The sequence below is a fragment of the Pontibacter sp. BAB1700 genome (assembly GCF_000277005.1).
Taxonomy (GTDB): Bacteria; Bacteroidota; Bacteroidia; order Cytophagales; family Hymenobacteraceae; genus Pontibacter; species Pontibacter lucknowensis.
In genome coordinates this window covers 30,059-44,208 of record NZ_AKIS01000109.1, presented here as the reverse complement: position 1 = coordinate 44,208, position 14,150 = coordinate 30,059, and the positions used below count along the sequence as shown (strand labels likewise).

9 protein-coding genes and 1 pseudogene are annotated in these 14,150 nt (G+C 51.0%); 5 read left to right on the top strand and 5 right to left on the bottom strand.

What is annotated here, in order from left to right:
* The 4 genes from O71_RS13290 to O71_RS13280 all read right to left on the bottom strand — a co-directional run.
* The coding region (locus O71_RS13290; RefSeq protein WP_007657602.1) for a HAMP domain-containing protein at positions 1 to 2,397 on the bottom strand (2,397 nt) is incomplete at its 3' end.
* A gap of 133 nt (positions 2,398 to 2,530) precedes the next feature.
* On the bottom strand, positions 2,531 to 2,806 hold the full coding sequence (locus tag O71_RS26530; RefSeq protein ID WP_007657599.1) for a ParA family protein: 276 nt from the start codon (positions 2,804 to 2,806) through the stop codon (positions 2,531 to 2,533).
* Positions 2,785 to 3,276, bottom strand: a complete 492-nt coding sequence (locus O71_RS13285) for a ParA family protein (protein WP_007657597.1) — start codon at positions 3,274 to 3,276, stop codon at positions 2,785 to 2,787. Before O71_RS13285 ends, O71_RS26530 begins: the two co-directional genes overlap by 22 nt.
* Before the next feature lie 54 nt (positions 3,277 to 3,330).
* Positions 3,331 to 3,849: a histidine phosphatase family protein gene (locus tag O71_RS13280; RefSeq protein WP_007657595.1), complete on the bottom strand. Its 519-nt coding sequence runs from the start codon at positions 3,847 to 3,849 to the stop codon at positions 3,331 to 3,333.
* 166 nt (positions 3,850 to 4,015) lie between these two features.
* Here O71_RS13280 and topA point away from each other — a divergent pair, with 166 nt between their 5' ends.
* The 3 genes and pseudogenes from topA to O71_RS13265 all read left to right on the top strand — a co-directional run bounded on the left by topA (position 4,016) and on the right by O71_RS13265 (position 10,369).
* Entirely contained in the window at positions 4,016 to 6,448 is a 2,433-nt protein-coding gene (gene topA, locus O71_RS13275; protein ID WP_007657593.1) for a type I DNA topoisomerase, read from the top strand.
* Positions 6,449 to 6,594: 146 nt separating this feature from the next.
* Positions 6,595 to 7,070, top strand: a pseudogene (locus O71_RS13270) (Sir2 family NAD-dependent protein deacetylase); the annotation flags it as partial.
* 512 nt (positions 7,071 to 7,582) lie between these two features.
* Positions 7,583 to 10,369 carry a TonB-dependent receptor gene (locus O71_RS13265; protein ID WP_155800886.1) on the top strand — a complete coding sequence of 929 codons (2,787 nt, stop codon included), beginning with the start codon at positions 7,583 to 7,585 and terminating at the stop codon, positions 10,367 to 10,369.
* Between the two features lie 81 nt (positions 10,370 to 10,450).
* Here the strand turns inward: O71_RS13265 and O71_RS13260 are convergent, their stop codons facing one another.
* A complete protein-coding gene (locus tag O71_RS13260; RefSeq protein ID WP_007657587.1) occupies positions 10,451 to 11,524 on the bottom strand; it encodes an o-succinylbenzoate synthase in 1,074 nt (357 codons plus the stop codon).
* Between the two features lie 146 nt (positions 11,525 to 11,670).
* On the opposite strand from O71_RS13260, the gene egtB reads away from it, so the two are divergent.
* The gene (gene egtB, locus O71_RS13255; RefSeq protein WP_007657585.1) at positions 11,671 to 12,936 is read left to right on the top strand and encodes an ergothioneine biosynthesis protein EgtB; all 1,266 of its coding nucleotides are present in this window, start codon (positions 11,671 to 11,673) and stop codon (positions 12,934 to 12,936) included.
* 4 nt (positions 12,937 to 12,940) lie between these two features.
* Entirely contained in the window at positions 12,941 to 13,948 is a 1,008-nt protein-coding gene (gene egtD / locus O71_RS13250) for an L-histidine N(alpha)-methyltransferase (protein ID WP_007657583.1), read from the top strand.
* Positions 13,949 to 14,150: the final 202 nt, after the last annotated feature.

Below are 14,150 nucleotides of genomic sequence, written 5' to 3'. Positions count from 1 at the left end.
ACCGAAGATGTTAAGTGAATCCACCATCTGGTTCAGGTTCTCCTTCAGGTCGAGAATTTCACCGCGAGCCTCTACCGTAATTTTCTGGCTCAAGTCGCCTTTCGCTACCGCGGTGGCCACTTTTGCTATACCTCGCACCTGCGTTGTCAGGTTGGAGGCCATGGTATTTACATTGTCTGTTAAGTCTTTCCAAACACCGGCGACGTTCGGCACGTTGGCCTGTCCGCCCAGTTTACCCTCGGTACCCACTTCAAGGGCCACGCGGGTTACCTCACCGGCGAAGATGTTGAGCGAGTCCACCATGCGGTTGATGTTTTCCTTCAACTCACCGAGCTCACCCTTCACGTCCACAGACACTTTCTGCGCCAAATCGCCTTTCGCTACCGCGGTGGCTACATTGGCAATGTCGCGTACCTGCAGGGTCAGGTTGGAGGCCATGGTATTCACGTTGTCGGTGAGGTCTTTCCAAACCCCGCCCACGTTTGGTACTTTGGCCTGGCCGCCGAGACGACCTTCTGTACCCACCTCTCTTGCCACACGGGTTACCTCGTCAGCAAAGATGTTGAGTGAGTCCACCATCTGGTTCAGGTTCTCCTTCAGGTCGGCTAGTTCGCCTTTCACGTTCACCGTGATCTTCTGACTCAGGTCACCTTTCGCAACTGCTGTTGCTACATTGGCGATGTCACGCACTTGCAGCGTCAGGTTAGACGCCATGTAGTTCACATTGTCGGTTAGCTCTTTCCAGATGCCCGCCACGTTTGGTACGTTGGCCTGGCCACCCAGTATACCTTCTGTTCCTACCTCACGTGCCACACGGGTTACTTCCGCGCCAAACACATTCAGTCGGTCCACCATTTCATTCAGGATGTCTTTCAGGTCACCCAGCTCCCCTTTCACGTCCACAGACACTTTCTGGGTCAAGTCACCTTTTGCTACCGCTGTTGCTACCTCAGCAATGTCACGTACCTGCAGGGTCAGGTTACCTGCCATCAGGTTCACGTTGTCAGTGAGTTCTTTCCAGGTACCTTCTACATTTGGTACAGCAGCCTGACCACCTAGTTTACCTTCTGTTCCCACTTCACGCGCCACACGGGTTACCTCACCTGCGAAAATATTGAGCGAGTCCACCATCTGGTTGATGATGTCTTTCAGCTCAGCCATCTCACCACGTACATTCACTGTGATCTTCTGCGTCAGGTCGCCTTTCGCAACAGCAGTAGACACGTTCGCAATGTCACGCATCTGAGAGGTCAGGTTGCTTGCCATGGTGTTCACGTTGTCGGTGAGGTCCTTCCAAACCCCGCCCACGTTTGGTACTTTGGCCTGACCGCCGAGGCGTCCTTCGGTACCCACTTCACGCGCCACACGGGTTACTTCGTCAGCAAAGATGTTCAGTGAGTCCACCATCTGGTTCATGTTGTCCTTCAGCTGGGCAAACTCACCGCGTACATCCACTGATATTTTTTGAGCCAGGTTACCTTTCGCTACCGCAGTCGCCACACTAGAAATGTCGCGTACCTGGGATGTCAGGTTACTGGCCATGGTATTTACATTGTCAGTCAGGTCTTTCCAAACACCGGCCACGTTTGGCACCGATGCCTGGCCACCTAGCTTACCCTCCGTACCCACTTCCAAGGCCACACGCGTTACCTCACCTGCAAACAGGTTCAGGTTGTCAATCGTGCGGTTAATGGTTTCGGCCATCACCTTAAAGTCACCCGATACAGGAATCTGGAAAGTCTCGTCCAGGTTACCACGCGAGATGTTCTTCAGTACTTTACCCACTTCAAGTACAGGAACCGCAATGGAATCCACCAGGCCGTTGATGTTATTGATCATGTCCTTCCAGAAACCGGAAGCATTCTCGGCCGAGGCGCGGGCTTTCAGGTTACCCTCCACACCGGCTACTTTAGAAATGCGCGACACCTCCCCGCCTACACCACCGATCATTTCCACCATCGAATTGTAGGCTTCGGCGATCTCAGCAAAGATGTCGTCGTTCTGCTTTGTCAGGCGAACTGAGATATCCCCTTTCTTAAAGGCATCAAGTGCATAAAGCACTTTGTTCAACTGTTCGCTGATGTACTCAGGGCTTGAAGGCAACACCTGCTTGCGGCTTTGCTTGCCATTAGGGGCACTTTTCACTGCAAGCGAGCTGGTTCCAGCATCTTTTCTGCCAGCAGCATCAGATGTTTCTGGCTTTGCTGACGAGGCAGCGGTAGTTGCGCTTTCCTGTTTTGGCTTGGACGTCTCCGGCTTCTCTTCCACGGTAGTTGTGGCAACGGGCGTCTGCTGCTTGGCTTTCGCACGCGACGGAGTCGACTTTTCTGACTGGCTGGTTTCTACGTCACTGATGAGCTTTTCCTTGCTCAGCTTCAAATTTTTACCTAAGGCCATATGTTTAGGGTTGTATGGGGTTTGTCATCTGTCCGACCCTTCGTCAGCATCAGTTTTAGACTGACAGGCTGAACAGTACAAGGGGAATGTTACGGCAATTTACTCAAAAATAGCGATTGTTTGCAAGCTAACGTTATACCTGACAAAACTCAGCGGCAAGTGCGGTGTAGTCTTTCGCCCCATTGGAAGCGTTATCATAGTCTAACACACTTTTGCCAAAAGAAGGTGCTTCTGCCAGCTTTACATTGAGTCTGATCTGACTGCCAAATATTTTTTCTTTCACGTTCTCGCGCAGGTATGCAAGCACTTCCTGACTCAGCTTGCGACGCACATCAAACATGACCACTACGATCCCTTTGATTTTAAGTTTCGGATTAAATGCTTTTTTTACTTTGGCAATCGTCTGCATGATCTGGTCCAGGCCTGCAGGGTCAGTACCTCCATTTGCAAAGGTATGAGTACTTCTTGCGAGGCTGTCAGTGCATTCAGTGTTAGGACTGAAAGCGATGGTGGACAGTCAATCAGCACATAATCAAACCCTTTGACCTGCGAGAGCATGGTTTTGAGGAACTGCTCCCTGTCCGGCTGCGAAACCAGCGATATCTCTACATCCACCAGTTCGTTCGACCCCGGAGCTACCCAAAGGCCATCTTTTTCAACTATAATGTCTTTGAAGGATTGTGACCCCAGAAAAGCCTCGGCCAGTGTCTGATCAGGCGAAGAGACAGCAAGACTATAGGATAAATTGCTCTGAGGGTCGAGATCAACCAGCAGGACCTTATATCCTAATTTGCTTAGTGCACTGCCTAGGTTGATGGTGGTAGTTGTTTTACCTGTGCCACCTTTTTGGTTAATCACAGCTACTATTTTAGTTTTCATCCAGCTTCTTGATGATCAGGTATAGGTGCAAATAGTAATGAGTTTCTAAAGCTATCAAAAAAAACTGACAAATAATGCCTGCACTTTAAGCTTGTATAAAGCTTGATTCCAGCTTTCCGCTTTTAACATGCAGGTCCTGCCAGGTGTCCAGATCGAACTTGATGGCGTATGCCCAGCCGGCTCGAGGTAAGCGACATGCTGCTCAGTCAGGGTACGAACAAGGCTTGTTATACCTGGGTTGTGCCCGACCAGCAGCACACGCGTCACATGGTCCGGAAGCTTGCCCAGTACCTTAGCCAGCACATTTTCTCGTGCATTGTAGAAGTCAGGGACGTAATCAATCCGCTCCTCATCAAAGTATAGCTTGTCAGCCAATAGCCTGGCGGTCAGACCGGCACGTGGGGCCGGGCTGCTCAGGATCATATCAACCTTCTGGAACGTGTCACGGAGCCACTGCCCGGTTATTCTCGCCTGATGCTGTCCGTTTTTTGTGAGTTCCCGTTCAAAGTCTGGTTGGAGCGGGAAGGGATCATTTGACTCTGCGTGGCGGCAAATGACTAACAATCGTTGCATATAATTATAAAAGTGGTCCGTATAGATAGTTAAGCTAATAAAACAGCCTGTTCACCAAAACAATGATGGCATGTTAAACCTATGTTATCAATTTCAGGTTGTATATGTTTGAAAAAAAATTTGAACTTTGGGCAAAATTCAAATGAATCGCCCCTAAATATAAAGGATGATAAAAAATCTAGTCATAGTCGAGTCACCGGCCAAGGCCAAAACGATTGAAGGATACCTGGGAAAAGATTTTGTGGTGAAATCGAGTTTCGGCCATGTGCGGGACCTGCCTAAAGACAACAACGCCATCGATATCAAAAATAAGTTTAAACCCACTTATGTGATATCGAGCGACAAAAAAGACGTCGTTTCACAGCTAAAGAAACTTGCCAAGGAAGCCGAAACGGTATGGCTCGCATCGGACGACGACCGCGAAGGAGAAGCCATTTCGTGGCACCTGACCGAAGCCCTGAACTTGAACGAAGCCAAAACACGCCGCATTGTTTTCCGGGAAATCACCAAAAACGCTATCCTTAACGCTATCAGCACACCGCGTGGTATCGACATGGACCTCGTGAATGCGCAGCAGGCCCGCCGCGTGCTGGACCGCCTGGTAGGTTTTGAGCTCTCACCGGTACTCTGGAAAAAGATCAAAACAGGCCTCTCAGCTGGTCGTGTGCAGTCTGTGGCTGTGCGCCTGGTGGTGGAGCGTGAGCGTGAGATCGAGAAGTTCAACGCTGAGTCGAGCTTCCGGATCACTGCTCAGTTTGATGTGCAGGGCAAAACCCTGGAGGCGGAGTTGCCTGCTAAATTCAAAACCGAGGAAGAGGCACAGGCTTTCCTGCAACGATGTGTCGGAGCTGACTATACAATTGGCAACCTGGAGACGAAACCGCTCAAGCGCAGCCCCGCCCCTCCTTTTACGACCTCTACCCTGCAGCAGGAGGCCAGCCGCAAGCTGTACTTCTCAGTTGCCCAGACCATGACGGTAGCACAGCGCCTGTACGAGGCTGGTAAAATCTCCTACATGCGTACTGACTCCCTCAACTTATCGGACGAGGCGATCCAAGGCGCATCCAGCGCGATACGCAACTCCTTTGGGGAGAAGTTCGTGAAGACCCGTCGTTTCAAAACGAAGTCTTCCGGAGCGCAGGAGGCACACGAGGCCATCCGCCCAACCGACTTCTCGCAAATGGTAGCGAGCAGCGACCGCAACGAGCAGCGACTGTACGAACTGATCTGGAAGCGTGCCATTGCCTCTCAAATGGCTGATGCCGAGATTGAGAAAACAACTGCCACGATCGATATCTCCACGCAGCCCGACAAACTGGTGGCTACCGGAGAGGTGATCAAGTTCGAGGGATTCCTGAAGGTATACATCGAGTCGAAAGACGATGAAGAAGGCAGTGACGAGGATGTAAAGGGCATGTTGCCACCATTAAGTATAGGCCAGCAGCTTGGCTTACGTCAGATGCAGGCAACACAGCGCTACTCCCGTCCTGCGCCAAGGTATACAGAAGCCAGCCTAGTAAAAAAACTGGAAGAAATGGGTATAGGCCGACCATCTACCTACGCTCCTACCATCTCAACTATCCAGAAACGTGGTTATGTTGAGAAGGACAGCAGAGAAGGTAAAGAGCGCAAGTTCAACGTCCTGACGCTTAAAAATGACCAGATCAGCGCGCAGACCAAAACCGAGATCACAGGTGCGGAGAAGAGCAAGCTCTTCCCCACGGATATGGCCATGGTGGTGAACGATTTCCTGGTAGAACATTTCCCGAATGTGATCGATTACTCATTCACAGCCCGTGTAGAGGCTGAGTTTGACGAGATCGCTCACGGGCAGCAGGAATGGGAACAAATGCTGGAGAATTTCTACGAGAAATTCCATAAGCGCATTGAAAACAGCGAAAACATTAACCGTGCCGACGTTTCTGGTGCACGTGAGATAGGTATAGATCCTGTGTCAGGGCAGAAGATCATAGCCAAACTAGGACGCTTCGGTCCCTACGTGCAGCTGGGAGAAGAAAATCCGGATACAGGTGATAAACCAGTCTACGCCAGCCTGCGCAAAGGCCAGTTCATAGAAAGCCTGACATTGGAAGACGCCCTGGACTTGTTCAAACTGCCACGCATCGTCGGGGTGTATGAGGACAAGGAGATGAAGGCTGCCATCGGTCGCTTCGGTCCTTACATCAGCCACGCCAGCAAGTTCTACTCTCTGCCCAAGACACTGGACCCGATGACGGTAACGGCAGATGAAGCCATTGCTCTCATTGAAGCGAAGCGGAAGGCCGATGCCGAAAAACTCATCAAGACTTTCCCGGAAAATCCGGATGTGCAGGTGCTCAATGGCAGGTATGGCCCTTACATCGTAGTGGGCAAGAAAAACGTGAAGATCCCGAAAGGGAAAGAACCGGCTGATCTTACCCTGCAGGAATGTCTGGACCTGGCGGAGCAGACACCCGAGAAGAAGGGTCGTGGCGGATTCAAGAAGAAAGCCGAAACAGCCACAGCTGAAAAGAAACCGGCCACCAAGAAAACAGCTGCCAAGAAGGCCGCCGCTAAAAAACCGGCCGCCAAGAAAACGGGCACGGCGAAGAAGAAATAACCAGGAAAAGCCGCTCTAAAATGAGCGGCTTTTTTACGTCCCTTCTGCAGGTATAGGTATAAGGTTTTCTATAGGATCACCCTGCGGATAAATAAACCCGAATGGCGTACACAGAGTAAATTACAGGAGATCAAATCAGCAGATGCATGTCTAAGAAAAGAATTGTAGCGCTTACAGGAGCAGGTATAAGTGCGGAAAGCGGCATCGCTACCTTCCGCGATGCAAACGGACTTTGGGAAGGGCATGATGTGATGGAAGTGGCCTCCCCACAGGCTGGCGTAAGAATCCGGAACTTGTGCTGGACTTCTACAACCAGCGACGGAAAAATGCACACAACGTTCAACCCAATGCCGGCCACAAAATACTGGCTGAACTAGAGCAGGACTTTGAGGTCAAGATCATTACGCAGAACGTGGATGACCTGCACGAGCGGGCCGGCTCTACTGATGTGATTCACCTCCATGGTAAACTTTTCGAGAGCCGCAGTACACTTGATCCTAAGCTGGTTTATCCGATAGAAGGCTGGCAGCTGAACCTCGGCGATAAATGTGCACGCGGCTCCCAGCTCCGCCCCAATATCGTGTGGTTTGGCGAGCCTGTTCCGATGATGGAGCAGGCCATGGCAGAAACTTTGTGTGCAGATATCTTTCTGGTTGTGGGCACCTCCCTGGTGGTATATCCCGCTGCCGGTCTTGTGGACCTGGTTCCGGATGAAGCGCCGATCTTTGTGGTAGACCCCAATCTCCCCTATATGCGGCCCCGGCCAAACCTGCATCTGTTCGAAGAGAAAGCCAGCACAGGTATGGTAAAAGTAGCTGAACTGTTACGGGAAAAGTACCGCTAGCCGGATTTTACACCCCTTCTGTTTGAAGCCCAAAAGAGCATGTACTCCTATCCGCGAGATTTGACGACGGTCTCGCTGAGACAGGTTTGTCTGCCTGCCAACGCAGTTTATCGGCATTATCTGCCCGTTCATCCTGTTCTGAAAATATTTCTAGCTAATGTTTAAACCTTAGCCTCCCTTCTGTATTCTAAAGATAGCAACAGCAGGGCTCCATACCGCTTGCTGATGATCTTACGCTTAATTATCCGATTACTTAATAGACCATCACTACTACTCAATTCTACAATCTGATGAGAAAATTATTCTCTCTGCTGATCATGTTGATCAGCTTTTCACAGGTATACGCACAAACCGTAACCGGCACGGTGCAGAGTGCCACGGACAAAAGCGGCTTGCCGGGCGCCAGCGTCGTAATGAAGCGTGCAGCCAGCGAGGCAATCCTGACCACGATGACTGATGGCCAGGGCGCTTTCCGCTTTGAGCGGGTTCCTTCTGGTAATTATACCCTGGAGGTTCGTTTCCTGGGTTATGACATGCTGTCAAAGCCGGTGCAGGTGGCACAGGCACCTGTCAATTTGGGTGTGCTGAGCATGCAGGAGCAAAACACCAGACTGGGTGAAGTGCAGATTATCGGCCGTGCACCGCTTGGTGAGCAAAAAGGTGATACTTCCCAATTCAATGCCAAGGCCTTCAAGACAGCGCCTGATGCCAGTGCCGAGGACTTAGTGACTAAAATGCCGGGAGTGCAGGTACAGGATGGTCGTATTCAGGCACAGGGCGAAGAAGTACGCCAGGTGATGATCGACGGAAAGCGCTATACCGGTGAGGATGTAACCTCGGCCATGCGTAACATCTCTTCTGACATGATCGAGAATGTGCAGATATTTGACGCCCAGAGCGATCAGGCTGCCTTCAGTGGCTTTGATGATGGCAACCGCCTCAAGACGATCAACTTCATAACCCGCAAAGACCGCCGTCAGGGTTATACGGGTAAGATCTCCGCGGGCTACGGTACTGATGACCGGTACATGGCCGGTGCCGCTGTCAACTACTTCAACAACGACCGTCGCATCACGGTAACAGGCCTGACCAACAACATCAACATGTTTGACTTCTCGATCGGTGAAACACCAGGTGGTGGCATGCGTGGTCGAAGAGGCGGCTGGGGCGGTGGCTCCCCGATTGGTATTATCAACACCAACAACTTCGGCATCAACTACCAGGACAAGTGGGGTAAGAAAATGGATGTGAGCGCCAACTACAACTACACCAACCGCGATATCATCAACGACCAGTACCGTTTCCGTGACTTTGTTTCCGATGATGCTGGTCTGCAGTATACTGAGTATGCCGACAACCGAGACCGTGAAGACGGTCATCGCCTGAACATGCGTTTGCAGTACAACATCAATGAGAACAACCGCCTTTTGGTAACTCCTAGCCTGCGTGTGCAGAATGATAACAGCTTTACTGGCAGAAACGCCCGCACCTTTGATCTGGAAGGCACGCTTTCGGAGTCGCTTAACCGCGCAAGCTCTGACAACACCTCCTTCAACTTCAACAACAACATCCTCTATTCAAAGCGTTTCGGTGACTCTGGCCGCATTCTGACGACTAACTTCAACACGAGCATCAACAATGTAGAAGGAGATGGCTATCAGTTTGAGCAGACCGAGAACTTTGAAAACCCTGATAGAAACGTGCTCCGCGACCAGTACATTCGCCTGGACCGCAAAAACTTCAGCTGGTCAGGCAGCACCAACTACTCGCAGCGCCTGGGTGAAAAATCCCGCTGGCAGTTAGAGTATAGCATTGGCAACCAGATGCGTGACTCAGACCGCAGAACCTACGACTACATGGAAACAGCCGGTGGATATACAAACTTCAATACACCGCTGAGCAGCACCTTCAAGAGCGATTACCTCTCTCAGAACATAGGCCCAAGCTACCAGTACCGCGACGACAAAGCCAGACTTCAGCTGAATGCCCGTTACCAGTACGCGACACTGAACACGGACAGCCAGTTCCCGGTTGATTTGGCTCCACTGGAGCGTAAGTTCAACAACTTCCTCCCGTCGGCTGAGTACGAGTACAAGTTCTCTAACTCTCAGAACCTGACCCTGAACTTCAGAACCAGCACCAACGTGCCATCTGTAGAGCAGCTGCAGGAAGTGCTGGACATCTCTAACCCGTTGCAGGCACGCATCGGTAACGCAGACCTGGATCAAGATTACCAGAGCCGTCTGAACATCCGCTACCGCAACTTCAATGCGGAGACAAACCGCGTGTTCTTTATCGGCATGTTCGGTACGATGACCAACAACTACGTGGCCAACAGCGTGTACACGACAAACGTACCGGAAGGTATAGCTGAAGGATATGAATTGCGCCCGGGTGCCCGCCTGAGCCGCCCTGTAAACCTGGATGGGCACTACAATGTGCGTTCATTCTTTAACTACGGGCAGCCGCTTAACTTTATCAGCTCTAACTTTAATGTGAATGGTACGGTGGGTTATTCCAGAATACCAGGTATGATTGACGAACAGATCAACTATGCCAACAACACTAACCTGGGTGCCGGCATTAATATCAGCAGCAACATCAGCGAAAAAATAGACTTCACAGTGTCCACTTTCTCGAGCTACAACATTGTGTCAAACACACTGCGTACGACTCAGAACAACAATTACTTCAACCAGAACACCAGCGTTCGCTATAACTGGATTCTTTGGAAAGATCTGGTATACCGCACCGAGCTGAACCACCAGTACAACTCTGGTCTCTCAGCGGGCGTGGACAACAGCTTCCTGCTTTGGAACATGAGCCTTGGCAAGAAGATCTTCAAAGACAAACAGGGTGAGATCAGCCTGAGCGTGAATGACCTGATGAACCAAAACGTGAGCATTCGTCGCAATATCACGGAGTCTTATGTAGAGGATGTGCAGTCCACTGTGCTGCAGCGCTTCTTCATGCTGACTTTCTCTTATAACATCCGCAGCTTCAAAGGAGCACCGGCTACTGAAGAGAACATGCAGCGTGGTCCGGGAATGTACCGCGGTCGTCCGGGATCAAACTAATAGACATACCAGCTTAAACAGAGGCGGCCTGCAAGATTTGCAGCCGCCTTTGTTTATAGCTCTCACTAAGGTATAGACAACCTATTGCGGCAGTTCGCCCCAGGAGCCATCCCCATACCGGAGCCAGCCTTTGTCTATCTGAAGTGGAGAAGCCACATTGTTGTGGTAAAGCTGGCCAGTCCCCAGTCCCTGCGGCATATCGATCGCGTAATTGGCCGTGAACTGACTGATCGCATTGAGCCCGATGTTCGATTCCAGTGCTGAAGTCATCCACCAGCCAATGTCGCGCTGTACTGCCATATCGATCCAGTCAGCACTCGCTTGCAGTCCTCCTACTAAGGTTGGCTTCAGGATGATGTATTGCGGCTTTATAAAGTCTAATAATGCAACCTGTTTCGTGGCATCCTGCACCCCGATCAGTTCTTCGTCAAGGGCGATAGGTACAGGCGTATAGGCACAGAGTTGCTGCATCTGTTCAGGCTGCCCCTGCCGGATGGGTTGTTCGATGGAATGCAGGCTATACCTGGCCAGGCGCTCCAGTTTCCGAAAGGCTTCATCCGGGGCAAAAGCACCGTTTGCGTCTACTCTAATCGTCAGGTTTTCCGGCCCGGCCACCTCACGGATCTGATGCAGTATGTCAAGTTCGGTGGCAAAATCCAGACTGCCTATTTTCAGCTTCAGGCAGGTATAGCCTTCATCCAGCTTCATACTGATCTGCTGCTGCATAAAATCCTTCTCCCCCATCCAGACCAAACCATTGATCGGTATACCTGTGGTCCCCTGACTAAAGTCATTCTCAAATAGTATCTTCCTGCCCCCCTGATGCAGATCCAGCCATGCTGATTCGAGCGCAAACCGTATGGATGGCCACTCGACTAGTTCATCAGACTTTAAAAGCATCTGCAGCTCATCTGCTGTGAATTGCCGCTGCCGAACGTCCTCCGATAGCTGGTTAAGTTTTGACGCAAGGTCAGGACGTGCATCGATGCTCAAGCCAGGAAGTGGCGCACACTCACCCACTCCTATTATCCCAGGCCTGTCCGAATCGTGCAGGTGCAGGTAGTATACCTGATGCGTTCGCATAGCGCCACGTGAGGTGCGGGCATCAAATTTAAACTGAAGTTGATGAGGCGTAACTGTCAGAAATAAAGGCATAATAGCATCAGATTAGTCTTACCAATATCGGCTTATCGAAAACAAAGTACGTAGAAAATGAGTTAATACGACAGTTAGAAGCACTTTAATGCATTCCCTCCGCTGCATTAACCTGCTTCTGTATCTCCAGCATACCCCAGATGCCTATGAACATACTGACTGCTTCTATCAACAAGACCACGCTCGAGCGGTTTAACCAGATCCGGACTCAGACTGAAAAAATTTGCGCTCCCCTCGAACCAGAAGATACTGTGGTGCAACCGATGGTGGATGTGAGTCCACCAAAATGGCACATGGCCCATTCTACCTGGTTTTTCGAGCAGTTTGTATTAGGGCCATACCTCAAAAACTACAGGGTGTTTCATCCAAGCTATGCCTTTTTGTTCAACTCCTACTATAATACGGTAGGCAACCGGGTGCAGCGGGCAGAGCGAAGCACACTTACCCGACCTCCCCTTCGGGATGTTTATGCTTACCGGCGCCATGTGAATGAACATATGGGTGAGCTACTGAACACGCTGAGCGACGAAAAGCTGGAAGAGTTGCTGCCTGTACTGGAACTGGGTCTGCAACATGAACAGCAGCACCAGGAACTCCTTATCACCGATATCAAGTATATTCTTAGCACCAACGCGCTTTTACCTGCTTACCACGAAGCAGTGTCAGTTCCACAGGCATCCAATCCGGGAGAGGCAGCATTTCTGGAAGTGCCCGGCGGCATCTACCGCATCGGTTTTCAGGGAGAGGGTTTCAGCTTCGACAACGAGCTGGGTGTGCACGAGGTGCTGCTTGCCGACTTTCAGATCATGAACCGGCTGGTAACCAACAGGGAATACCTGGAGTTTATGCAGGAGGACGGGTATAGCGATTTCCGTTTCTGGCTGGACGAGGGACTGGCCATGGTACGGAGAGATAATCTCAAAGCCCCCTTATACTGGCTGGAGCAGGACGGGGACTGGTATCAGTTTACTATGCATGGACTAGAAAAGCTGGACTTGCACAAACCAGTCAGCCACATCAGTTTCTATGAGGCACAGGCCTATGCCACCTGGGCAGGAAAGCGCCTCTTGACGGAGTTTGAATGGGAGGCGGCTTCGCAGGTATACCCACCTGTTGAAGGCAACTTTCAGGAAACAGGTATGTATGAACCCAAGGCTGCTACCTCAGGCACAGGTATGCAGCAGCTTTATGGGGATTCCTGGGAGTGGACCTACAGTGCCTATCACCCCTACCCTGGATTCTCGACCGGCGCCGGCGCACTGGGTGAGTACAATGGGAAGTTTATGGTCAACCAGATGGTGTTGCGGGGTGGTTCCTGCGCAACGCCTGAGCGCCATATCAGAACCACTTACCGTAATTTTTTTCACCCCGACAAACGCTGGCAATTCTCCGGAATAAGACTGGCACAATAAAACTATGCTTTTACAAACAACCCCTAATACGCTGATTGACCTCTCCAGAAAGACAGACGGCAGCCAGGACAGAGCTGAGTTTGCCAAAGATGTAGCTGAAGGCCTAGGCCAGAGCCCCAAGCAATTATCTTCCCGCTACTTTTATGATGCCAAGGGAAGCAGGCTATTCCAGCAGATCATGGCCCTGCCCGAGTATTACCTGACGCGGGCCGAGTATAGTCTGATGCAGCAGCACCGGTCGGCTATGGTCAGTGCATTTGCCGCTGATGGCTTCTTTCACCTGGTAGACCTGGGTGCAGGAGATGCCATGAAAACCAATCTGCTGTTGCAGGAACTGGTAAAGCAGGAGAAGCCCTTTGATTATGTACCCATGGATATATCGGGGTCTGCGATGCAGGAACTGGGCAAGGACCTGCGGCAGGAGCACCCAGAAATGCATGTGCGCGCAGTAGTGGCAGAGTATATCACAGGCCTGAAGTGGCTCGAGCAACACTTGAACGAACGAAAGGTCGTCCTCTTCCTGGGCTCCAACATTGGCAACTTTGAGCGTGAAGAGGGGCAGGACTTTATCTGCCAGATCAGGCAGCATCTGCAGCCAGGGGATCTTTTCATGCTCGGCGTGGATTTACGCAAAGATCCAGGGACTATCCTGGCAGCCTACAACGATGCCAGCGGTATAACAGCTGCCTTTAATATGAACCTGCTGGAGCGCATCAACAGAGAATTAGGAGGTAATTTTGACCTGAATGGCTTCAAACACTATGCCCTGTACGATCCACAGCTGGGGGTAATGAAAAGCTTTCTGGTAAGCCAACGTGACCAGGAGGTATACCTGGAAGCTACACAGGAGCGTTATTCGTTTACTGCCTGGGAGGCGATCCATACGGAGAGCTCACATAAGTATACACTGCCGCAGACCACTGAAACGGGTCGCCTGGCCGGGTTCGAATTCGTCACCTCCTACCTGGATGAAGAAGGCGGCTTTGCGGATATGCTTTTTAAAGCTGTTTAATCTCTCTGCATTACCCAATTTAACACTTTCATGAATACAAAAAAGATCGTCCTGACAGCTGCGCTTGTGCTACTGCCAATACCGGCAAAGGCAATCCTGACGAAACTGCGCAACCTCAGAAAAGCCAGCTGACCATATCATCATCAAGCACTATAAAATCATAAGGTGCAGGGCAAGGGAAAAAAAGCTAATTTTGCAGTCC

Coding starts and splice junctions, on each gene's coding strand:
- egtD (WP_007657583.1), top strand. CDS start 12,941: ATGCTTTTACAAACAACCCCTAATACGCTGATTGACCTCTCCAGAAAG.
- topA (WP_007657593.1), top strand. CDS start 4,016: ATGATAAAAAATCTAGTCATAGTCGAGTCACCGGCCAAGGCCAAAACG.
- O71_RS13285 (WP_007657597.1), bottom strand. CDS start 3,276: ATGAAAACTAAAATAGTAGCTGTGATTAACCAAAAAGGTGGCACAGGT.
- O71_RS13280 (WP_007657595.1), bottom strand. CDS start 3,849: ATGCAACGATTGTTAGTCATTTGCCGCCACGCAGAGTCAAATGATCCC.
- egtB (WP_007657585.1), top strand. CDS start 11,671: ATGAACATACTGACTGCTTCTATCAACAAGACCACGCTCGAGCGGTTT.
- O71_RS13265 (WP_155800886.1), top strand. CDS start 7,583: ATGAGAAAATTATTCTCTCTGCTGATCATGTTGATCAGCTTTTCACAG.
- O71_RS26530 (WP_007657599.1), bottom strand. CDS start 2,806: ATGCAGACGATTGCCAAAGTAAAAAAAGCATTTAATCCGAAACTTAAA.
- O71_RS13260 (WP_007657587.1), bottom strand. CDS start 11,524: ATGCCTTTATTTCTGACAGTTACGCCTCATCAACTTCAGTTTAAATTT.